At 71.5% G+C, this 20,480-nt stretch carries 20 protein-coding genes and 2 pseudogenes; 19 read left to right on the forward strand and 3 right to left on the reverse strand.

From position 1 onward, the window contains the following. The 9 genes and pseudogenes from QEZ54_RS03750 to pstB all read left to right on the forward strand — a co-directional run. Positions 1–124 (forward strand): annotated as a pseudogene (locus QEZ54_RS03750) (DNA-binding response regulator); the annotation flags it as partial. Positions 125–432: 308 nt separating this feature from the next. Beyond that, entirely contained in the window at positions 433–1,386 is a 954-nt protein-coding gene (gene mshD, locus QEZ54_RS03755; RefSeq protein ID WP_281303053.1) for a mycothiol synthase, read from the forward strand. Between the two features lie 39 nt (positions 1,387–1,425). After that, positions 1,426–1,905, forward strand: a complete 480-nt coding sequence (locus QEZ54_RS03760) for a hypothetical protein (protein WP_281303054.1) — start codon at positions 1,426–1,428, stop codon at positions 1,903–1,905. 112 nt (positions 1,906–2,017) lie between these two features. Further along, positions 2,018–3,103 carry an ImmA/IrrE family metallo-endopeptidase gene (locus tag QEZ54_RS03765; RefSeq protein ID WP_281303055.1) on the forward strand — a complete coding sequence of 362 codons (1,086 nt, stop codon included), beginning with the start codon at positions 2,018–2,020 and terminating at the stop codon, positions 3,101–3,103. Between the two features lie 7 nt (positions 3,104–3,110). Further along, entirely contained in the window at positions 3,111–3,659 is a 549-nt protein-coding gene (locus tag QEZ54_RS03770) for a hypothetical protein (protein ID WP_281303056.1), read from the forward strand. A gap of 192 nt (positions 3,660–3,851) precedes the next feature. Further along, complete coding sequence (gene pstS, locus QEZ54_RS03775) at positions 3,852–4,928, forward strand: phosphate ABC transporter substrate-binding protein PstS (protein ID WP_281303057.1); 1,077 nt, start codon at positions 3,852–3,854, stop codon at positions 4,926–4,928. A gap of 82 nt (positions 4,929–5,010) precedes the next feature. After that, entirely contained in the window at positions 5,011–5,997 is a 987-nt protein-coding gene (pstC, locus tag QEZ54_RS03780; RefSeq protein WP_281303058.1) for a phosphate ABC transporter permease subunit PstC, read from the forward strand. Continuing rightward, positions 5,994–6,908 carry a phosphate ABC transporter permease PstA gene (gene pstA / locus QEZ54_RS03785; protein WP_281303059.1) on the forward strand — a complete coding sequence of 305 codons (915 nt, stop codon included), beginning with the start codon at positions 5,994–5,996 and terminating at the stop codon, positions 6,906–6,908. Before pstC ends, pstA begins: the two co-directional genes overlap by 4 nt. A gap of 64 nt (positions 6,909–6,972) precedes the next feature. Next, a complete protein-coding gene (gene pstB / locus QEZ54_RS03790; protein ID WP_281303536.1) occupies positions 6,973–7,764 on the forward strand; it encodes a phosphate ABC transporter ATP-binding protein PstB in 792 nt (263 codons plus the stop codon). A 145-nt stretch (positions 7,765–7,909) separates the two neighbouring features. On the opposite strand, the gene QEZ54_RS03795 is transcribed toward pstB, so the two are convergent. From QEZ54_RS03795 to QEZ54_RS03805, 3 genes are all read right to left on the reverse strand, one after another. Continuing rightward, complete coding sequence (locus QEZ54_RS03795; protein ID WP_281303060.1) at positions 7,910–8,521, reverse strand: NUDIX hydrolase; 612 nt, start codon at positions 8,519–8,521, stop codon at positions 7,910–7,912. Further along, positions 8,511–9,686, reverse strand: a complete 1,176-nt coding sequence (locus tag QEZ54_RS03800) for a thiolase family protein (RefSeq protein ID WP_281303061.1) — start codon at positions 9,684–9,686, stop codon at positions 8,511–8,513. Before QEZ54_RS03800 ends, QEZ54_RS03795 begins: the two co-directional genes overlap by 11 nt. A gap of 187 nt (positions 9,687–9,873) precedes the next feature. Next, the gene (locus QEZ54_RS03805) at positions 9,874–10,746 is read right to left on the reverse strand and encodes an aminotransferase class IV (protein WP_281303062.1); all 873 of its coding nucleotides are present in this window, start codon (positions 10,744–10,746) and stop codon (positions 9,874–9,876) included. Positions 10,747–10,787: 41 nt separating this feature from the next. On the opposite strand from QEZ54_RS03805, the gene QEZ54_RS03810 reads away from it, so the two are divergent. From QEZ54_RS03810 to QEZ54_RS03855, 10 genes and pseudogenes are all read left to right on the forward strand, one after another. Beyond that, complete coding sequence (locus QEZ54_RS03810; RefSeq protein WP_281303063.1) at positions 10,788–11,210, forward strand: transcriptional repressor; 423 nt, start codon at positions 10,788–10,790, stop codon at positions 11,208–11,210. After that, a complete protein-coding gene (locus tag QEZ54_RS03815) occupies positions 11,210–12,277 on the forward strand; it encodes a folate-binding protein (protein WP_281303064.1) in 1,068 nt (355 codons plus the stop codon). The genes QEZ54_RS03810 and QEZ54_RS03815 overlap by 1 nt, the downstream gene beginning before the upstream one ends. A 23-nt stretch (positions 12,278–12,300) precedes the next feature. Further along, the gene (locus QEZ54_RS03820) at positions 12,301–13,137 is read left to right on the forward strand and encodes a 3-keto-5-aminohexanoate cleavage protein (protein ID WP_281303065.1); all 837 of its coding nucleotides are present in this window, start codon (positions 12,301–12,303) and stop codon (positions 13,135–13,137) included. Between the two features lie 28 nt (positions 13,138–13,165). Then, positions 13,166–14,113: an asparaginase gene (locus tag QEZ54_RS03825; protein ID WP_281303066.1), complete on the forward strand. Its 948-nt coding sequence runs from the start codon at positions 13,166–13,168 to the stop codon at positions 14,111–14,113. A gap of 322 nt (positions 14,114–14,435) precedes the next feature. Then, positions 14,436–14,777 (forward strand): annotated as a pseudogene (locus tag QEZ54_RS03830) (helix-turn-helix transcriptional regulator); the annotation flags it as partial. A 131-nt stretch (positions 14,778–14,908) separates the two neighbouring features. Next, on the forward strand, positions 14,909–15,388 hold the full coding sequence (locus QEZ54_RS03835; protein ID WP_281303068.1) for a hypothetical protein: 480 nt from the start codon (positions 14,909–14,911) through the stop codon (positions 15,386–15,388). Between the two features lie 81 nt (positions 15,389–15,469). Next, positions 15,470–15,784: a DUF2516 family protein gene (locus tag QEZ54_RS03840; protein WP_281303069.1), complete on the forward strand. Its 315-nt coding sequence runs from the start codon at positions 15,470–15,472 to the stop codon at positions 15,782–15,784. 9 nt (positions 15,785–15,793) lie between these two features. Continuing rightward, entirely contained in the window at positions 15,794–16,684 is an 891-nt protein-coding gene (locus tag QEZ54_RS03845; RefSeq protein WP_281303537.1) for an alpha/beta hydrolase, read from the forward strand. Between the two features lie 23 nt (positions 16,685–16,707). Continuing rightward, entirely contained in the window at positions 16,708–17,469 is a 762-nt protein-coding gene (locus QEZ54_RS03850; protein WP_281303070.1) for an EI24 domain-containing protein, read from the forward strand. 186 nt (positions 17,470–17,655) lie between these two features. After that, the gene (locus QEZ54_RS03855) at positions 17,656–20,295 is read left to right on the forward strand and encodes an endonuclease/exonuclease/phosphatase family protein (protein ID WP_281303071.1); all 2,640 of its coding nucleotides are present in this window, start codon (positions 17,656–17,658) and stop codon (positions 20,293–20,295) included. Positions 20,296–20,480 lie beyond the last annotated feature (185 nt).

Here is a 20,480-nt window from a genome sequence, read left to right on the forward strand (position 1 = left end):
GTACGAAGCCATGATCGGCACCGTACGCCAGGTCGGCTACAAGTTCGTCGTCCCGTCGTCGCGCCAGTCCCTGGCCGACCGCGAGAACGCCCTCGCCGACCAGCTCCTCGCCGACCTCTACTGAGCTGCTGGCGCCCGGCTCTGCTGCTGGCGCCCGCCTCCGCTGCTGGCGCCCGCCTCCGCGGGCGCGGCGATCGGCCTCTCAGCCGACCGCATCGGCGCGGCGCTGCATCGCCTTCGGCGATGTCACGCGCCTTTACCGATGCGGTCGGCGGCCGATCGCTTGTCGCGGGTCGGTGTCCCAAGGACATGGCGGTGGGCGGCGATCGGTTTAGTGCGGGTCGGTATCCCAAGGACATGGCGGTGGGCGGCGATCGGTTTGGTGCGGGTCGGTGTCGAAGGGCTTTAACAGTGCACGGCTAGGCTTCGGGCATGTCCAGCGAGTCGTGCCAGGTAGAGCGGCGGGTCAGGCTCAGCGCCGACGAGGTGGGGACGGTGCTGGAGCTTGCCAGCGCGGCCGGGGACACCGATGGCGCTTTTCCGTTGTCCGAGCACACTGTGCTGCACCTGCGGCACGGGGGTGACGTTCCTTCGGTGCATCTGATCGCCCGGGAGCGGGGTGGGCGGCTCGCGGGGTATGCCCATGTCGATACCACTGACGTGGTCGACGGGCCGTCTGCGGAGCTGGTGGTGCATCCGATGGGGCGGCGGCACGGGCTGGGGCGTGCGCTGGTGCTGGCGGCGCTCGCGGCCGCCGGCGAAGCGGATCCGGCGGGGCGGCTGCGGCTGTGGGCGCACGGCGACCATCCGTCGGCCAGCGCGCTGGCGCTGTCGCTGAACTTCCGGCGGGCCCGGGTGCTGTGGCAGCTGCGCCGCTCGCTGTACGCCGAGATGCCGGCGCCGGTGCTGCCCGACGGGGTGGTGCTGCGACCGTTCCGGCCGGGCGCCGACGAGGAGCAGTGGCTCGCGCTGAACGCCCGCGCCTTCGCCGACCATCCCGAGCAGGGGCGGTGGACCCCGGCGGACCTGCGGGTGCGGATGGCCGAGCCGTGGTTCGACCCGGCCGGGTTCCTGCTGGCCGAACGGGAGGGCAGGCTGGTCGGGTTCCACTGGACCAAGGTGCACGGGGAGCTGCGGGGCGAGGGCGGCGAGCACCCGCACCACCACGACCCGATCGGCGAGGTGTACGTGCTGGGCGTGGACCCGGCCGAGCACGGCAGCGGGCTGGGCCGCGCGCTGACCTCCGCCGGGCTGCGGCACCTGCGCTCGCACGGCCTGGACCAGGTCATGCTGTATGTGGACGAGTCCAACCACGCCGCGGTCGCCCTGTACACCCGGCTCGGCTTCGCCCGGTGGTCGACAGACGTTCTGTTCCAACGGATCTGAGGGTTCCGCACCGGGGCGCCACGGTCCACCATCTAGGACGTGGCAGATACCGAACCCCGGGACCCGTGGGCCGTGCCCGCCGACTTCACCGCCTGGGTGGAGCGCCGGTTGCGGCCCCTGGAGCGCGGCGCCCGCCTGCTGGAGGGCGAGGAGCAGGCCGGCCAGAGCATGGCGCGCGAGCTGCTGACCGTGGTCGCCGCGCGGTGGCCGCGGCTGCGCCGGACCGACACCCGCCGGGGCGAGCCCGCCGGCACCGCCGCGGACCGCTACCTGCGGCAGCTGTTCGACCGGGAGGCCGCCGACGCGGGAGTGCGCGACATCCGGCTGGACCTCGACCGGGCGCTGCCGGTGCCGGAGCTGCCGCAGCCGTCGTACGCGAAGACGCTGACCGTGGGCGACGAGGCCGCGCTGCTGTGGGAGCGGGCCAAGTCGACCTCGCGGCGGCGCCTGCTGATCGGCGCCGGGCTGGTCGGATTCGCCCTGGTCGCCGCCCTCTGCCGGATGTTCTACGGCGGTTAGGCGTCACTTGGTGAAAACGGAGGAGAAGAGTTGTGAGTATGTGACGGACAAGTACTGTCTGACCTTTTGATGACGTTGGGAATTTACCAACGGCGGCGCTACCCTGCAGGGTATGGCAGACAGCATCGGGGAGCGAGTTCGAGCGCTGCTACCGACTGACCGGACGCATCGGGAAGTCGCCGCGAGCGTCGAGATGACGCCAGACGCCTTCTCGCGTTCTCTCAGTGGCCAGCGCGGATTTTCTGCGATCGAAGTAGCTCGCATCGCGATATATCTTGGTGTCGACGTCCACTACTTGATCACGGGAGAGGGCGACCCACTGCGCCTGCGCATGGTTGCCCGGCATGACTTCGACCTGGCGACAGGTCGACACCAGGTGAGTGGGGCCAGCGGTGATCAAGACGTTCTCGACGATGTGGCGCTTGCCTATCGCCAGGTTTCGAACGCGGCTCTGTCGTCTTCACGCATCCCCTCAAGAGTCACCGACGTGTCCGATGCCCTCGGCGAGGGGTTCGTCAGGCCGTTCATCAGTCGCTTGGAGGAGAGGCTCGGTGTCGACGTCGTCCGGCTACCCGGATTGTCGACGTCGTACAGTTTCACGCTCTCTGGAAGGGGAGTGATCCTGGTACCCGCAGACGGGAACTGGTTTCGCCAGAACTGGTCCTTGGCTCACGAACTGGGGCACCTGTCGCAGGGGCACACTGACCCGGAGACCTCCGGCAGTGAGCGGGATCGCCATGAAGAAGCCGCGAACGCCTTCGCGGCCGAACTGCTGCTGCCTGAGGCGCAGATGCGGGCGCGGGGTTGGGCCGAGAGCACGGTCGAGGCGCTGGCCGACGCGATCTGGGAGCGGGGCATCTCCACTAGTGCGCTGGCGAACCGGCTGCGAAGCCTGCACATCCCAGTGCCGCGCGTCGTCGAAGAATGGAGGAACCAGCCGACGCAGCGGTTGATCCGGCAGCACTGGGATCATGATCAGTTCAGCGATCCGGTTACAAGGCGGATGGAGGATGCGGCGACGCGGCGGTTTCCGCTGGCGTTGCAGCAGGCCCACGTAACGCTGATCGCCAGGGGCGTGCTGCCGAAGGCGACACTGGCCTGGATGCTCGGGGTACCGGAGAGCACGTTGGAGATCGATGAACCGGCGCCATCGGCACCCATGTCAGCGGATGCGCTCACCAGCGCACTGGGCCTGTAGGAGTCCGGTGTCTTCGCTGCTGGTGCTACCCGACAATACGGTTCTGATCAACTTCGCGCTTCTCAACCGCATGGACCTGCTGGCAAAACTCGTCAAGGACAACGGCGCGTGGTGTGCGACGGTGGCCTCGGAGTGCGATCAGTCGGCGAAAGTTCCTGGCCTGGAGTCGTTGGCGGATGCCCATGGCATTTTCGGTGATCCGCTGAGGCCGCAGAGCCCTACCGAGCACGTCATGACTCGGGCCTTCCGGACCCGGCTGGCCCGACCCGGCGACGGACCGTTCCGCCACCTCGGCGAGTCCGAGACCTTGGCGATCATGGCAAGCCGGTCTTTGCGCGGCATCTTCGTCAGTGATGACAGGGCGGTCTCGGTGATCGCTCGTGAGCAGGGGATCAGGATCGTCACCACCTTCGAACTGCTCCGAGCGGCCTGCCGCTCGGGGATGGTGGATGCGGACACCGCCTGGTCGTATCTGCAGAGACTGCGGCAAGAAGGCCGTGGCTGGCCACCCGGCGTCTATGAGCGGTCATCGTTCGAGAAGTGGCTGGCCGCCTAGAGAGGGCGTTGGGCCGGTACGAAACGGACCCGTTCACTTCCTGGCTACGCCGTGCTGAGTCGCGCGACATCGGCGTTGTTTTGCCTGTTCACCCTATGTTCACCTGGGGCCGACCGCCCGTCCACCTGGGGCGTGCATCGTCGGGGTCGGGCCGGCGACGGCCTGCATCCCGACTAGGAAGGCACCCCTGAAGTGAACCGTATCGTGCTCTCCCGGCGCGTTCTTGCTGGCGTCGCGGTCGCTGCGCTCGCTCTTGCCGGTTGCTCGTCGAAGGACGACCCCGCCACCGATCCGTCCGCAAGCGCCAACGCGGGTGGAGTAGCCGCCCTCACCGGTGAGCTGAAGGGTTCGGGCGCCAGCTTCCCGAACACCTACTACCAGGAAGTCATCACCCAGCTCAAGGACGAGGCCAAGGGCCTCACGGTCACCTATAACTCGATCGGCTCGGGTGCCGGCAAGAAGGAGTTCGGGCAGGGCCTGACCGACTTCGCGGGCACCGACAGCTCGGTCAAGGACACCGACGGCGTGGCCGCCGGCTCGTTCCTGTACGTCCCGACCGTCGCGGCGCCGATCACGGTGTCGTACAACGTCAAGGGCCTCGACAAGCTCCAGCTGTCGGCCGACACCCTGGCCAAGATCTTCCAGCGTGAGATCAAGGTCTGGAACGCGCCGGAGATCGCCACGGACAACCCGGGCGTGACCCTGCCGGCCACCGCGATCACCGTCGCGCACCGCGGCGACGCCTCGGGCACCACCAGCAACTTCACCAAGTACCTGGCCGCCGCGGCGCCCACCACCTGGAAGCTCGGCTCGGGCGACACCGTCGCGTGGGCCGCCGACACCCAGGCCGGGCAGAAGAACACCGGTGTGGCGCAGCTGATCAAGGCCGCCGACGGCGGCATCGGCTACGTCGACCTCGCCGACGCGACCGACTCGGGCCTGAAGTTCGCCTCGATCAAGAACAAGGACGGCCAGTTCGTGGCCCCGACCCTGGAGGGCGCCACCGCCGCGCTCGCCGGTGCCGAGATCAAGGACGACCTGTCGTACAACCCGCTGAACGCCGCCGGTGCCGCCGCGTACCCGATCACGGCGCCGACCTACATCCTGGTCAAGCCGAAGTACGACGACCCGAAGAAGGCCGCGCTGGTCAAGGCGTTCGTGAAGTACGTCCTGACCGACGGCAAGGCCCTGGCCGCCGAGCTGCACTACGCGGTGCTGCCCGCCGAGCTGCAGGCCAAGGCGCTCGCCCAGCTGGACAAGATCAGCTGAAGCTGATCCGAGCTTGACCTGATGGGAGCGGGCTCCACCCGGAGCCCGCTCCCATCGGCCACGGCCACCCCTCGGAGAAGAGATGACTGTCGTAGACAAAACCGCCACCCTGACCCGGAAGGATCCCGGCCGCCACGCCGACCGGCTCTTCTGGGCTTTGTGCGTTTCCGCGGGGCTCGCCGTCCTGGTGATCCTCGGGCTGATCCTGGCGAGCATGCTGCAGCAGGCGCTGCCGGCGCTGACCAAGGAGTTCTTCACCAGCTCGACCTGGGTCCCGAACGACCCGGACGAGGCCGGTCCACTGCACCCCCAGTACGGCTCCCTGACGTTCCTCTACGGCACCGTCATCGTCTCGGTGATCGCGCTCCTGGTGGCCGTGCCGGTGTCGATCGGCATCGCGCTGTTCCTGACCGAGCTGGCCCCGCGCCGGGTCCGCGGCTCCGTCGTCCTGCTGATCGACCTGCTCGCGGCGGTGCCCTCGGTGGTGTTCGGCCTGTGGGGCATCCTCGTCGCCGCGCCCGCGCTGGTCCCGGTGTACGAGTGGCTGCACGACACGCTCGGCGGCATCCCCGTGGTCGGCTCCCTCTTCGGCGAGACGGTCACCAGCGGCCGCAACTTCATGACGGCGGGCCTGATCGTCGCCATCATGATCATTCCGATCATCACCTCGATCAGCCGCGAGGTGTTCGCGACCGTCCCGAACTCGGACAAGCAGGCCGCGTACGCCCTCGGCGCCACCCGCTGGGAGATGATCAAGGGTGCGGTGCTGCCGCACAGCTTCGGCGGTGTCGTCGGCGCGGTGATCCTCGGCCTCGGCCGGGCCATGGGCGAGACCATCGCGGTCGCCCTGGTCATCGGAAGCGCCGTGCAGATCACGCCCAACCTCTTCCAGAGCGGTTACGCGCTGCCGGCCGTGATCGTCAACCTCTTCGGTGAGGCCTCCGGCGACCTGCGCGCGTCACTGATCGGCATGGGCGTGGTCCTGTTCCTCCTCACCGTCGCCGTGAACCTGCTCGCCCGGGTCGTCGTCCGGCGCGCCGAGATCCGGATGAAGGGAGCCGGGGCATGAGCGTCTCCACCGCCAGCCGCCCCACGGCGGCCGCGTCGGCCCCACTCGACCTGCGTCGCTCCTCGCTGCCGCTGCGCCGGCGGCTGGTCGACAACTTCAGCAAGGTCCTGATGATGCTGGCCCTGCTGATCGCGGTCATCCCGCTGGGGCTGGTCGTGTACTACGTCATCCGCAAGGGCGGCGGCGTCCTCGACGGGGACTTCCTGACCTCCGACATCCCGCGCTCGGCGCGGCGCCTGGGCGGCGGCATGGCCCCCGCCATCGTCGGCACCCTGCTGACCACCGGCACCGCGGCGGCGATGGCCATCCCGCTCGGCGTACTCGGTGCGATCTACCTGAACGAGTACGGCAAGCAGCGGCCGCTGGCGCGGCTCGTGCGCACCATGGCCGACGTCATGACCGGTGTGCCCTCGATCGTCATGGGCCTGTTCATCCTGGTGATCTGGGTGCTCAACGTGAAGGAGAAGTCCGCCTTCGCCGGAGCGCTGGCCCTGGCCTGCCTGATGCTCCCCGTGATCATCCGCAGCACCGAGGAGATGCTGCGTCTGGTCCCGGACGAACTGCGCCAGGCCAGCGCCGCGCTGGGGGCCCGGCGCTGGAAGACCACCGTCTCGGTGGTGCTGCCCGCCGCGATCTCGGGCATCGTCAGCGGCGTCATGCTCGCCATCGCTCGCGCGGCCGGTGAGACCGCGCCGCTCATCGTGGTCATGGGCATCACCTTCGAGGTGAACTGGAGCCTCTCCGGCCAGAACACGGCGCTGCCCGCGCAGATCTTCAACAACGCGACCGAGCCCTACCCGGGCGCGGAGCTGCGTGCATGGGGCGCCGCGCTCACGCTGATGGTGATCGTGCTGCTGTTCACGGTCGTCGCCCGCCTGATCTCCAGCCGCTTCGCGATCAAGGAACGTTGAGGTACCCATGATGACCAGCACCGACTTCACCCTGTCGACCCTTCTCCCGGGAGCCGCGCCAGCCATGCCGACCGCGTCCGCCAAGCCGGTGATGCAACTGGAGGACGTCAGCGTCTTCTACGGCAACTACGAAGCCGTACGCAACACGACCATGGCCGTGCGCGAGCACCAGATCACCGCGCTCATCGGCCCCTCCGGCTGCGGCAAGAGCACCGTGCTGCGCTCGCTGAACCGGATGAACGACCTGGTGCCGGGCGCCCGGGTGGCTGGCAAGGTCACCTTCCACGGGCAGGACCTCTACGCCGCCGACGTCGACCCGATCCAGGTGCGCCGCCGGATCGGCATGGTGTTCCAGAAGCCGAACCCGTTCCCGAAGTCGATCTACGACAACGTGGCGTACGGCATGAAGATCAACGGGATCAAGGACAACCTCGACGACCGGGTCGAGCAGGCCTTGCGCGGCGCGGCCCTGTGGGACGAGGTCAAGGACAAGCTGAAGGCGAGCGGCCTGGCCCTGTCCGGCGGTCAGCAGCAGCGGCTCTGCATCGCCCGCGCCATCGCGGTACGACCCGAGGTGATCCTGATGGACGAGCCGTGCTCCGCGCTCGACCCGATCGCCACCGGCAAGATCGAGGACCTGATGCACGACCTCGCCGGGACGTACACCATCGTGATCGTCACCCACAACATGCAGCAGGCCGCCCGCGTCAGCCACCACACCGCGTTCTTCACCGCGGAGCTGGACGAGGCCGGGGTGCGCCACGGCCGCCTGGTCGAGTTCAACGAGACCGGCCGGATCTTCACCAACCCGGGCGACAAGCGCACCGAGGACTACATCACCGGCCGCTTCGGCTGATCCGCGAACCCCCGCTCGAGAAGCCCGCGTCGGCACCCGCCGACGCGGGCTTCTCCGTCCCCGCGATCGTTCAAGTTGCCCGGCAAGCGGGGCAATGACCTCGCAAGATACGCCTGATTGCCCGGCAACTCCAACAGGGTCTCGGTCAGAGGGTGGGCATGTAGGGGGTGGAGACGTCGCGGGGGGTGGCCAGCATGGCGGGCACGTCGGGGTGGGCGGTGAGGCTGCGCAGGGTGACCAGGGTCGGGGGGATCATGGGGAGCTCGCCGGCGGCGAACTCGGCCAGGGCGTCCTCGGGGGTGACCCAGCGGACGCGGTCGGCCTCGAACTCCGGCAGCGCGGCCTCCTGGCCGTCGGGCATCGCGGCGAGGAAGAACCAGGTGTCGTAGCGGCGGGGCTCGAACAGCGGGGTGAGCCAGCGGTCCCAGGCGACCAGGGCGCCGGGCTCCAGCCGTACCCCCGTCTCTTCGAAGATCTCGCGGACCGCCGCCTCGGCGGGGGTCTCGCCCGGCTCCAGCGCACCGCCCGGGAAGGTCCACAGGCCGCCGAAGGCGAGGCTGCGCAGCCGCTGCATCAGGAACACGGTCCGGTCGGGGCGGATCAGCACCACCGTCGCGGCGTCGCGCGGGGCGGCGGGCTCGCGGCCGGAGGCGGCGAACTCCTGCGACAGGGTCACGAAGCGTTCCCGGTGCTCGGGCGGCAGCAGCGAGAACGGGTCCTCGGGCAGGGCCGGGCCGGCCGGCGCGTCACTCGACATGGACCAGCACCGCCTGTCCCTGGCCGACGCCGATGCAGGCCGCCGCGATGCCGTAGCCGCCGCCGCGGCGGCGCAGGCTGTGGCACAGGTCGAACAGCACGCGCGGGGCGGAGGCGCCCAGCGGGTGGCCGTACGCGATGGCGCCGCCGTCCACGTTCACCAGGTCGCGGTCCAGCTCCGGGAGGTCGTGCAGGCAGCTGAGCACCATCGCGGCGAACGCCTCGTTCAGCTCCCACAGCGCGATGTCGCCGACCGACAGGTTCGTCCTGGCCAGCAGCGCGCGGATCGCGGGCACCGGGCCGACGGAGAAGCGCTCGGGCGAGACGCCGACCACGGCGCTGGCCACGATGCGACCGAGCGGCTCGACACCCAGGCGCCGGGCCGCGGCCTCGGAGCCGACTAGGGCGGCGCTCGCGCCGTCGTTGACCGGCGAGGAGTTGCCCGCCGTCACCGCGCCGTCGCGGCTGAACGCGGGCTTGAGCTTGGCCAGCGCCGCCAGCGAGGTGTCCGGGCGGACCGACTCGTCCCGGGTCACCCCGGCGACCTCGACGATCCGGTCGTCGAACCGGCCCGCGTCCCAGGCCGCCGCGGCGCGCTGGTGCGAACGCAGCGCCCAGGCGTCCTGCTCCTCGCGGCCGATGCCCAGGTCCTTGGCGACCTGCTCGGCGGCGACGCCCAGCGGCACGGTCCAGGCGTCGGAGAACTTCGGGTTGACCATGCGCCAGCCGAGCTGCGTGTTCCACAGCTTCGCCTCGGCGGGGAAGGGCACGTCGGGCTTGGGCATGACGAACGGGGCCCGGCTCATGCTCTCCACGCCACCGGCCATGATCAGGTCGGCGTCGCCGGAGCGTACGGCCCGGGACGCCTGCACGATGGCCTCGGCCCCGGCGGCGCACAGGCGGTTGACCGTCGCGCCCGGCACCGTCACCGGCAGGCCGGCCAGCAGCGCCGCCATGCGGGCCACGTTGCGGTTGTCCTCGCCCGCGCCGTTGGCGTCGCCGAGGATCACGTCCTCCACCAGCGCCGGGTCCAGCTCGGGGTGGCGTTTGAGCAGCGCGATCAGGGGCGCGGCGGCCAGGTCGTCGGCGCGTACGCCGGACAGGCCGCCCTTGTGCCGGCCGAACGGGGTCCGGACCGCGTCGAGAAGGTACGCGTGCGAGGTCATGCCCCGAACCCTACGTCACCTGATCGATCGTTCAGTAGCCCGGACCGGCTGGGTGTGGGCGGCCCACTTAGCATCGACGCTGGCCTATCTGGAGGAGCCGATCGCGGAATCCGTCCTCTGGATAGGCCAGCGTCAATGCCAAGTGCGGAGCGAGCAGAGCGGGGCCGGGCCGGGCGGGGCCGGGCCGCTACGCCGAGAAGCCGAGGTGCTCGCGCAGCTTGCCGGTCAGCGCCGACGGCGGCAGCGTGGCGCCGTCGACGGTGCGGATCTCCGCGATGCCGCGCACGCTCGACAGCAGCCAGGCCCCGTCGGTCCCGCGCAGCTCGGCCGGGGTGACCATCCGCTGCCCGGCGGACAGCCCCAGCTGACCCGCGGTAGCCAGCAGGTGCGCGGCGGTGGTCCCGGGCAGGATGCCGGTCTCGGCCACCGGCACCGTGTACAGCGTGTCGCCTTCCAGCCAGACCAGCGTGGACGTCGGCGCCTCCAGCGCGAAGCCGTCCTCCGACACCCACAGCACGTCGTCGACGCCGTGCGCGGCGGCCCAGCGCAGCGAGGCCATGTTCACCGCGTACGACAGCGACTTGACGCCGCCCAGCAGCCACGGCGCCGGCGTGCGCGCCGCGGCGGGGAAGCCCAGGGTCAGGGCCGCGACCGCCACCCCGTCCCGGCGGGCGGCCAGCGACGACGGCCCGACCGGGTTGACCGTGGCGAAGCAGGTCACCGGGCCGCCGGTGGCGGCGGCCGATTCGGCGCCGCGCGTGCACACCAGCCGCACCGCGCCCTCGGTCCCGGCGGGCCACTGCTCGCAGGCCAGCGCGGCCAGCTCGCGCAGCACCCGCGCCTCGGGCAGGGCCAGGTCCATCCGCGCGGCCGAGCGGGCCATCCGGGCCAGGTGCTCGTCGAGCAGCCACGGGTGGGGGAGGCCGTCGGCGCCGTCGCGTACGTGCATCGTCTCGAAGATGCCGTCACCGCGCAGCACCCCGAGATCATCGGCGCGTAGGACGGGGGTGTCGGCCGGCACCACGCCCCGGCCCAGCACTACCAACACAGGCTCTGCCACAGGCCGGAATGCTACGCCCACCCGCGAACTATGATCGGACGATGCCGGATCGTGGCTCCGCCGAACTCGCGAACCTCCTACGCGATCGCGGCCTGCGCCTCACCCCTCAGCGCCAGCTCGTCCTCGACGCGGTGCGCCAGCTCGAACACTCGACGCCCGAGCAGGTGCACGCCGCGGTGAGCCAGGTCAACCCGGGGGTCAACATCACCACCGTGTACCGCACGCTGGAGCTGCTGGAGGAGCTGGGGCTGGTCACCCACGTGCACCTGTCGCACGGCGCCCCGACGTACCACGACGCGGCGGCCAGCAGGCATGTGCACCTGGTGTGCCGCAACTGCGAGACGGTGACCGAGCTGGAGCAGTCGGAGCTGGCCCCGCTGGCCGAGCGGCTGCTGACCGAGCGCGGCTTCCGGATGGACCTGGGACACGTGGCCCTGTTCGGGCTGTGCGGAGGATGTGTGTGATGGGCACCCCGACCACCGTCGGCCAGCTCGACCCGGCCTCGCCGGACGCGCCCGTCGCGGCGCACCTGGGCGACCCGCTGCGCGAGCAGCGCACCCTGCTCACCGGTGCCGCGGTGGTGGACCGCTCGCACCGCGGCGTGCTGGCGCTGACCGGCCCGGAGCGGCTGAGCTTCCTGCACAACCTGACCACGCAGCACCTGACCTCGCTGGCCGACGGGCAGGGCACCCGCACCCTGGTGCTGTCGCCGCACGGGCACATCGAGCACGAGCTGTGGCTGTCCGAACTCGACGGCACGCTCTGGGCCGACGTCGAGCCGGGCACCGCCGACGACCTGGTCGGCTTCCTCACCAGGATGCGCTTCTTCACCCAGGTGGAGATCAAACCCGCCGACCTCGCGCTGTACAGCGTGGTCGGGCCGGGCGCGCTCGCCGCGGTGGTCCGCCTGGGCGTGGCGGTCCCGGCCGAGCCCGACGTGCTCCCGGTGCCCGAGGCCAAGTTCCACACCGGCTCCGTGCCACCCCGCCCCACCAGTGTGTACGGCCTGCGCCCCCTCCCCGGCGGCGGCTTCCTGCGCCGCCGCAGCCTCGGCGACACTCCCGTCGTCGACCTGCTGCTGCCGCGCGCCACCGCCGAGCAGACCCTGGCGGAGCTGGACCTGCCCCGGGCCGGGCTGTGGGCGTACGAGGCGGTGCGGGCAGCCGCGAAGCAGGCCCGGGTCGGCGTCGACACCGACCACCGGACGCTGCCGTCCGAGGTCGACCTGACCGCCGTCGCGGTGCACCTGGAGAAGGGCTGCTACCGGGGCCAGGAGACGGTGGCCAGGGTGCACCACCTGGGGCGGCCGCCCCGCGCGCTGCGGCTGCTGCACCTGGACGGGATCGGCACCGACGAGCTGCCGGCGAAGGGGACCGAGGTGACCGCCGACGGGCGTACCGTCGGATTCGTCGGCACCGCGGCCCGGCACGCCGAACTCGGCCCGATCGCGCTCGCGGTCATGAAGCGCAATATCTCCGGCGAGACCCCCCTGTCCGCCGGAGAATCTACGGCGGCTATTGACCCTGACTGAAGGTCTTGTGGAAAGATGCGCCCATGAGCAACGGCACCCTGATCACCGTCGCGCCCACGGGCGCGGAGTCCGCCAAGGCTGACGTCCCCGCGCTGCCGGTGACCCTGGACGAGCTGGTCGCCACCGCCAAGGAGTGCGAGGCGGTCGGCGCGAGCGTGGTGCACGTGCACATCCGTGACGAGAACGCCCGGCCCAGCCTCGACCCGGGCCGCCTGCGCGACACCGTCGCCGCGATCCGGGCGGGCACCGACCTGATCGTCCAGCTGTCCAGCGGCGGCTCGGTGCACGACCCCGAGTCGGCCCGGCTGGCCGTGCTCGACGCCGCCCCCGACATGGCCAGCTGCACCATGGGCACGGTCAACTTCGGTGAGGACGTCTTCCTCAACCGCTGGGAGTTCATCGTCGACCTGCACACCCGCATGCAGGAACGCGGCATCGTCCCCGAGTACGAGATCTTCGACCTGGGCCACCTGTGGTCGCTGGCCCGCCTGCTCGACAAGTACGGCCTGCCCGCCGGCGGCCACGTGCACGTCGACTTCGTGATGGGCGTCCCCGGCGGGATGCCCGGCACCGCCGCCGCCCTGATCGCCTGCCAGCAGGCCCTGCGCGACCTGCCCGAGGGCACCACGTTCTCGGCCACCGGCATCGGCCGGGCCACGCTGCCGGTGCTTCTCACCTCGCTCGGCGCGGGCGGCCACCTGCGGGTCGGCATGGAGGACACCGTCACGTACGCCAAGGGCCAGCCGGTGGAGTCCAACGCCCAGCTCGTCGCCCGCGCCTCGGCGTTCGCCCGGCTCGCCCAGCGGCCGCCGCTGACCCCGGGTGAGGCACGCAACCTCCTGGGCATCCGCGTGAGCTGAAATGTGAAAGCCCGGTAGCGTTCCTTACATGGGCAAGCTTTATGAGGGCGGCGTGGCCCTCGTCGAGGTCGAACGCAGCGGATTCGTCGAGGGGAGCCACCGCGGCTCCGTGATCGTGCTGGACGCGTCCGGCACACCTGTGGCCACAGCGGGCGACGTGACGGGGCCGGTCTTCGCGCGCTCGTCGAACAAGCCCATGCAGGCCATCGGCATGCTGCGCGCCGGCCTGCGCCTGGCCGACCCGGCCGACCTGGCCCTGGTCTGCTCCAGCCACTACGGCGAGGACTTCCACCTCGCCCGGGTGCGGGCCCTGCTGCGCAGCGGCGGGCTCACCGAGGCGGCCCTGCGCTGCCCGCCCGACCTCCCGCTGGACGACGCCGCCAAGATCGCCGTGGGCGGCGTCCGGCAGCGGATCTTCATGAACTGCTCCGGCAAGCACTCCGGCATGCTGCTCACCTGCGTCGCCGCGGGCTGGAACACCGAGGACTACTTCCAGGCCGACCACCCGCTGCAGCAGCGCCTGTCCGCCACGATCGAGGAGTTCGCGGGCGAGTCCGCCGCCGCGACCGGTGTCGACGGCTGCGGTGCACCCGTGCTCGCCACCTCGCTCACCGGCCTGGCCACCGCGTTCCGGCGCATCGCCGAGGGCGAGCCCGGCTCGCTGGAGCGGACCGTCGCCGACGCCATGCGCGCCTACCCCGAGCTGGTCAGCGGCACCGACCGCGAGGACGCGCAGCTCATGCGCGCCGTACCGGGCCTGGTGTGCAAGGTCGGCGCCGAGGGAGTGTGGGCCGCGGCGATCCCCGGGGTCGGCGCGGTCGCCCTGAAGATCGACGACGGTGCGGCCCGCGCCCGGGGCCCCGTCATGCTCTCGGCCCTGCGCCGCCTCGGCCTCACCCCCGACCTGCCCAACCTCGCCGAGCCCGGCCTCCTCGGCGGCGGCCGCCGCGTGGGCGCCCTCCACGGGCTCTGGTGACCCCTGCCCCACCCGGGCCTCTGAAGACCACGGCATCCGCGCGGCCGCACGAGTGGCGTGCGGCGTGAGCGCGGGCGCCGCCTTTTCCATAGACGCTGGCCTATCACGTGGACTCCGTTCCTACGTGATAGGCCAGCGTCTATAGCGCGTCAGGGCGCGCCTGGAGGGCGGCGTGCAGCTTCAGGGAAGTTGCACGAATGCGCGCCGAGATTCCAGCACTTTCCGTGAAACTGCAGGAACGCGGCACGCCGCAGCGCGGTGTGGTGGAGGTCGCTAGCGAGAGCAAGCATTATGCTTGCAACTGTTAGCACCGCTGGGTAGCTTGGGGTGCGTGCAGAGTCCCGACATCGGCGCCTTCATCAAGGACTTGCGGGAGAACGCCCGCATCTCCCTGCGCCAGCTCGCCGAGCAGGCGAACATCAGCAACCCGTACCTGAGCCAGATCGAACGCGGCCTGCGCAAGCCGTCCGCCGAGGTCCTGGCCCAGCTCGCGGCGGCGCTGCGGGTCTCCACCCCGGTCATGTACCTCAAGGCCGGGCTGCTCGGCTCCGACCACGAAGGCCACAGCGTGCCGACCGCGATCGCGGCCGACCCGCTGCTGACCGTCGCGCAGAAGCAGTCGCTGACGCAGATCTACGAGACGTTCGTACGCGAGAACGCCCGCACCGACGATCCCGCGCCCGACCCCGCGCCACCCGCCGACTCCGCACCGAAGCAGGAGTCGGCCGCACCGGTGGCGAAGAAGGCGGCCGCGAAGAAGTCCGGGCGTAAGAAGGCACAGGAGGAGCAGTGACCATGACCCAGACGACGAGCAAGACCGACGAGCGCACCTACCCGAGCGCGTTCTACGCCGCCGCCGGTGTCGGCGACCTCGCCTACCAGCAGCTGCGCAAGCTGCCGGAGGTGGCCGACCGGCTGCGCGACAAGGCCGCCGAGTTCGCCGACCGTGCCGCCAGCACCTCCGCCCCGCAGTGGAAGGCCAAGGCCAACGAGTACGGCGCGCTGGCCACCAGCAAGGCCGCCGAGCTGACCGGCAAGGTCGACCCGGCGGTGATCCGCGACAGCATCGTCTCGGGCACCCAGCAGGCCGCCGAGAAGGCCACCAAGTTCTACGACACCCTGGTCGCCCGGGGCGAGCAGGCGTTCGCCCAGCAGCCGGCCGCGCCGAAGGCCGAGAGCCGCACGGCCGAGTCGGACGCGGCCGAGACCGGAGCCGAGGACGTACCCCCGGCGGCCAAGCCCGCCGCCAAGCGCACCGCGCCCAAGGCCAAGTGACGCGAGAACATGGCGCCCGCGGACCCGCGGGCGCCATGTCTGCGGTGGGCTGCGCGGCCCGCGCGTTCTAAGCTGTGACCCATGGTCGCTGCCCTGCCCTTCGCCTTCCTGGTGGAATCCGTCATCGACAAGGTGCTCGTCCTCGTGGTCGCCGCCCTGCTGCTCTGGGCGTTCGTCGACTGCGCGATGCGGCGTGCCGACGCGTTCGTCGCCGTGGGCACCCTCCAGAAGACGGTGTGGCTGCTGATCGTCGGCGTAGCCGCCCTGATCATGGTGTTCAAGTTCCTGCGCTCCTGGGACTTCGACTTCCTGGCCTGGCTCAGCAGCTTCGTGGCCGCCTTCTACCTGCTCGAGGTCCGGCGCGGCCTGCGCGAAGCCGCCGACGGACCCTGGTGACGATCAGTGATAAACGACCTGCGCTGGCCGCCTCCGCCGGACGGATTCCCACGCCGTCTGGGCAAGCCGCGCAACTCCGCCCCGAACACCGGGCGTCCGGCCCCGCCCGCGCTGCCGACGGAGATCGTCGACACCCCGCACGGCGTGCAGCTGGAGCGGCTGATCACCGGGGTCGGCGCGCCGGTGACGGTGTTCGCGCACGGCCTGGGCCACGGCATCGCCGAGACCCGTCCGCTGGGCAGCGCCGTCGGCGGCAAGCGGGTCTTCTTCCAGTTCCGGGGCCACGGTGAGTCCAGCTCCCCGCGCGGCGCCTGGGACTACGGCGACCTGGCCCGCGATCTGCGCGCGGTCGCCGACATGACCGGCGCCACCCGGGCGCTGGGGGTCAGCCTCGGCGCGGGCGCGCTGTGCCGCCTGCTGGCCGAGACCCCCGACCGGTTCGAGAAGGTCGTCTTCTTCCTGCCCGCGGTGCTCGACCGCCCCCGGCCCGACGCCGCCCGCAAGCGGCTGGTCAACCTGCTGGAGGCGATCAACAGCGGCGACCTGCCGACAGTCGCCAACGCCGTGGTCGAGGAGATCCCGCCCTCGGCCCGCAACGGCGCCTCCGGCTGGGCATACGTGCGCCAGCGGCTCAGCACCCTGATGAACACCGGGCTGAGCAGCGGCCTGCTCACCCTGCCCGACCAGGTGGCGGTGCCCGACGTCAACCTGCTGCGCGACGTCAGCGCCCAGGCGCTGGTCATCGGCTGCATCGGCGACGACCTGCACCCGTCCTCGATCGCCGAGGAGCTGGCCGCCGTGCTGCCCGACGTGTCGCTGCACATCTACAACCGCCCGGCCGTGCTCTGGCATGAGCGCGCTGACCTGCGCGAACGAATCTCCTCCTTCCTCAACGGTTGACGCTGCCAGTAGGCTCGCCAGGCGTGGCAGGTCAGACCCTCTCGAACTTCTTCACCGGCATCCGCCTCTACGGACGCGGCCTGGCCCGGTACGCCCGCAGCCCCCGGCTGGTCCTGCTCGGACTCATCCCCGCGTTCCTGAGCCTGCTGCTGTTCACCGGTCTGTTCGCGCTGCTGTTCTACTTCATGGGCGACATCACCGACTCCGTCACCTGGTTCGCCCGGGACTGGGCCGAGGGCGCCCGCGACACCGTCCGGCTGTTCGCCGGGGTCGCCGTCGTCGGGGCCTCGGGCCTGCTGGCGGTGCTGTCGTACACCGCGGTGACGCTGCTGATCGGGGACCCGTTCTACGAGAAGATCGCCGAGTCGATCGAGGAGAGCCTCGGCGGCGTGCCCAACGCCGTCGACCTGCCCTGGTACCTGGAGCTGCGGCGCAGCATCTTCGACGCGCTGCGGCTGCTGCTGGTGTCGGTGCTGATCGCGATCCCGCTGTTCGCGGGCGGGTTCATCCCGGTCGTGGGGCAGACCGTGGTGCCGGTGCTCGGGGCGTTCGTCGGCGGCTGGTTCCTGGCGCTGGAGCTGGTCGGGGTGGCGTACAACCGGCGCGGGCTGCGCCTGCCGGACCGGCGCCGCGCGCTGCGCCAGGACCGGGCCGCCGCGCTGGGCTTCGGGGTGGCGGTGTTCTGCACGTTCCTGATCCCGCTCGGGGCGGTGCTGCTGATGCCCGCCGCGGTCGCCGGCGGCACCCTGCTGGCCCGCCGCTCCTTCAACCTCCCCACCCAGTAGCCCGAGCCGAGGAAGGGGCCTCTTCGCCGGTACGCGAAGCGTGACGAGCAGCAGCTCGGCTCGCTCCGAGGTGAAAGGGCCCTTCTTGACGCCGGGACGCCGGGCCGCCGGGCGGCGGGAGGTCGGGCAGGTTCGGCCGGGTGCCCGCTGGTGGGGCGGCGGGCGGAGGCGCTAGCGTCTGCGGCCATGCGCCGTACCACGATCGCTGTCGTCGCGCTGCTGTTCGCCGTGACAGTGCAGCTGCTGCGAGCCAGCGGCCCGCTGCTCGACCAGGTCGCCGGCCCGGTCGGCATCGTGAACGCCGCCCTGATCGCACTGGGCGTCTTCGCCGTACCCGGAATGGTCCTGCACCTGCTCGGCCGCCTGTACCGGCGGGAACCCGCCGCCCCTGCGCTGTTCCGGCGGGCCGGCGCCCGCCTGCGCCGCGGCTCCCGCTCCACCACCGCTGACGGCACGCCGGACGGCGCCCACCCGGACGGCGCCCACCCGGACGGCACCGACCAGGACGGCTCGGGTCCGAACGGCTCAGGTCTGGACGGCACCGGTCCGAACGGCGCCGGTCTGGACGGCGCGCAGTCGGAAGCCGTGCGGTCCGGTTCGGCCGGGAGTGCGGAAGTCGGCAGCTCAGCCGACCTGGACGGGAGGCTCCCGCACCAGCGGCGTGAGCAGGGTCCCGTGATCGAGGCCGCGCAGGCCGAAGACCGGACGGCAGCGCAGCACGACGACATGCCCCCCGAGACTCAGCAGTTCGAGACCCACACAGTCTTCAGCGCGGCCCGGAGCCTCCCGGCGCGCATCGACGCCCGCATCCCCGATGCCGCCCCAGTCCGACCGGCCGAACCCGCCGACTCGGCCGCGCCGACCGAACCCGCCGAGCGCGTCGAGTCGACCGAACCCGCCGAGCCGACTGAAACTGCCGAGCGCGCCGAGCAGGCCGGATCCGCCGAGCGCGCCGGGTCGGCTGGACGCGCCGGGTCGGCTGAGCAGCCTGGTGGAGACGGGGTCGAGCCGACCGCGGCCACCGGTGCGGCGGGGCCCGGCGAGGAAGGGCAGGCGCCGGACGGTGCGGTGGGCGAGCTGGTCGACGACGGCGACGGGCAGCAGACGGGCCAGTTCGCGGGCGGGTACGCGCTGGCCGCGTGTACCTCCCTCTTCACGCTGCTCTGGGCGCTGGCGCTGTGGGCCGACCGGCCCGGCCTGCTGCTCGTCGCGGCCGCCGCCGTGTGCGGCATGACCTCCCTGGGCCTGGCGGCCCGCTGCTTCGGCGACCCGGTGGGCGTCACCATCGGGCTGCTCGCCGGTGGCGGCCTCGACCTGATGGTGCGCTCCGCCACCGTCAGCTGGGACCCGCTCTGGAGCCCCGACGGCGCCGGCTGGCTGCCGATCACCGCGCTGGGCGTGCTGACCGTGGGGCTGGCGGTCGTGGTCGTGCTGTCCTTCGTGGTACGCGACCAGCTCGCGCCCATGGACGGCACCGGCCGCACCTGGGTCCTCGGCGGCTACCTGGCGGTCTGGACCACCACCGTCGGCAACCCGGCGTTCATGGCGTCGCAGTCGGGCGTGGCGCTGCAGCTGTGCCTCGCCATCTCGATGTTCGTCCTGCTCAACGCGGTCGAGCTGGTACGCCGCCTGACTCTCGCGGGGGGCACCGACGCCATCCCCGAACCCGATCACTGGATCGCCGGGTCGGCCGCGCTCGCCGGGCTGGCCGGCGGTCTCGCGCTGGCGTGGTGGACCACCGGATGGCTGTCGCTGGTCGGCGTGGTGCTGGCGCAGCTGTCGGCCACGGTCACCGCCGCGCGCGGGCTGGCATCGCCGTCAACCCGCTTGACCTGGGCGTACGGCCTGATCTGGGTGCTGCCCGTGCTGCTGTTCCAGGTGCACTACGACATGCCGCTGCCGTTCGACAACCGGTGGCTGCTGATCGGGCTGGCCGTGCTGACCGGCCTCGGCGGAATGGGGCGGCGACCGGGCCACCCCGGCGGCCCGTGGCGCTTCGACGTACGCGGCATGGTCGCGCCGCCGTCGCTGATCGGGCTGTCGATGGCGCTGGCGATGGCCGTGCCGGCGCTGATGCACATCACGCAGCCGCCGCCGCCCCAGCAGCCCCGCCCCGCGCTCGGCCTGCGCGTCATGAGCTGGAACATCAAGTACGGCCGTGACGACGCCTCCGGCGCCGCCGACCCCGGGCAGCTCGCCGCCGCGATCCGCGCCTCCTACCCGGACGTGGTGCTGCTGCAGGAGGTGAGCCGGGGCTGGGCCATCGGCGGCGGGGTGGACGTGGCCGAGTACCTGTCGCGCGAGCTCAACATGCGCTATTACTGGTCCCCGGCGGCCGACGGGCAGTTCGGCAACCTGCTGCTGACGCGGCTGCCGGTGCGCGACGTCCGCTACGCCCGCCTGCCGTACGGCCAGGGGCCGATGTGGCGCTCGGTGCTCAAGGCGACGGTGACCCTGGACAGCGGGCTGAGCCTGGACGTGTTCACCGCGCACCTGACGCACCGCAAGCCGAACACGCCGACCCGGCTGGCCCAGATCGACGCGATCCTCCGCCGGGTCGACCCGACCCGGCCCACCGTCGTCGCGGGGGACTTCAACTTCTGGCCGAGCTGGAGCGAGCGGGAGCGGTTCGTCGGGTCGGGGTGGGTGTCGGCGCAGGACGCCACGGGGCACAGCGACGAGTGGACCTCGCCTACGGACGTACCGACTAACCGGGTCGACTGGATGTTCGGCTCACCGCAGGTCGCGTTCCTGGACTTCGCCGTCCTCAACCAGGTGCGCGCCTCCGACCACTTCCCGATCCTGGCTGTCATCCGCCTCCGCTGACCGCCACCCCCGACCCGAGATCGAGGCCGCAGTTTCCCGGAAACTGCGGCCTCGTGGCGTCCGGGTTGGGTGGCTGAGTGATCCGATCCGGGGTGAAGATCGGTATCGGCGGTCACTTTCCGCGCCCGGAGCCCAGATTCCGACCGCAGACTCCGATCACCGGCACCGAAGGCGGCCCGGCGCTG

Origin of the sequence: Catellatospora sp. KI3, from assembly GCF_029948125.1 — a bacterium.
Lineage (GTDB): Bacteria > Actinomycetota > Actinomycetes > Mycobacteriales > Micromonosporaceae > Catellatospora.

Coding starts and splice junctions, on each gene's coding strand:
- mshD (WP_281303053.1), top strand. CDS start 433: ATGTCCAGCGAGTCGTGCCAGGTAGAGCGGCGGGTCAGGCTCAGCGCC.
- QEZ54_RS03765 (WP_281303055.1), top strand. CDS start 2,018: ATGGCAGACAGCATCGGGGAGCGAGTTCGAGCGCTGCTACCGACTGAC.
- pstC (WP_281303058.1), top strand. CDS start 5,011: ATGACTGTCGTAGACAAAACCGCCACCCTGACCCGGAAGGATCCCGGC.
- pstA (WP_281303059.1), top strand. CDS start 5,994: ATGAGCGTCTCCACCGCCAGCCGCCCCACGGCGGCCGCGTCGGCCCCA.
- pstB (WP_281303536.1), top strand. CDS start 6,973: ATGCCGACCGCGTCCGCCAAGCCGGTGATGCAACTGGAGGACGTCAGC.
- QEZ54_RS03795 (WP_281303060.1), bottom strand. CDS start 8,521: ATGTCGAGTGACGCGCCGGCCGGCCCGGCCCTGCCCGAGGACCCGTTC.
- QEZ54_RS03800 (WP_281303061.1), bottom strand. CDS start 9,686: ATGACCTCGCACGCGTACCTTCTCGACGCGGTCCGGACCCCGTTCGGC.
- QEZ54_RS03810 (WP_281303063.1), top strand. CDS start 10,788: ATGCCGGATCGTGGCTCCGCCGAACTCGCGAACCTCCTACGCGATCGC.
- QEZ54_RS03815 (WP_281303064.1), top strand. CDS start 11,210: ATGGGCACCCCGACCACCGTCGGCCAGCTCGACCCGGCCTCGCCGGAC.
- QEZ54_RS03820 (WP_281303065.1), top strand. CDS start 12,301: ATGAGCAACGGCACCCTGATCACCGTCGCGCCCACGGGCGCGGAGTCC.
- QEZ54_RS03825 (WP_281303066.1), top strand. CDS start 13,166: ATGGGCAAGCTTTATGAGGGCGGCGTGGCCCTCGTCGAGGTCGAACGC.
- QEZ54_RS03835 (WP_281303068.1), top strand. CDS start 14,909: ATGACCCAGACGACGAGCAAGACCGACGAGCGCACCTACCCGAGCGCG.
- QEZ54_RS03840 (WP_281303069.1), top strand. CDS start 15,470: ATGGTCGCTGCCCTGCCCTTCGCCTTCCTGGTGGAATCCGTCATCGAC.
- QEZ54_RS03855 (WP_281303071.1), top strand. CDS start 17,656: ATGCGCCGTACCACGATCGCTGTCGTCGCGCTGCTGTTCGCCGTGACA.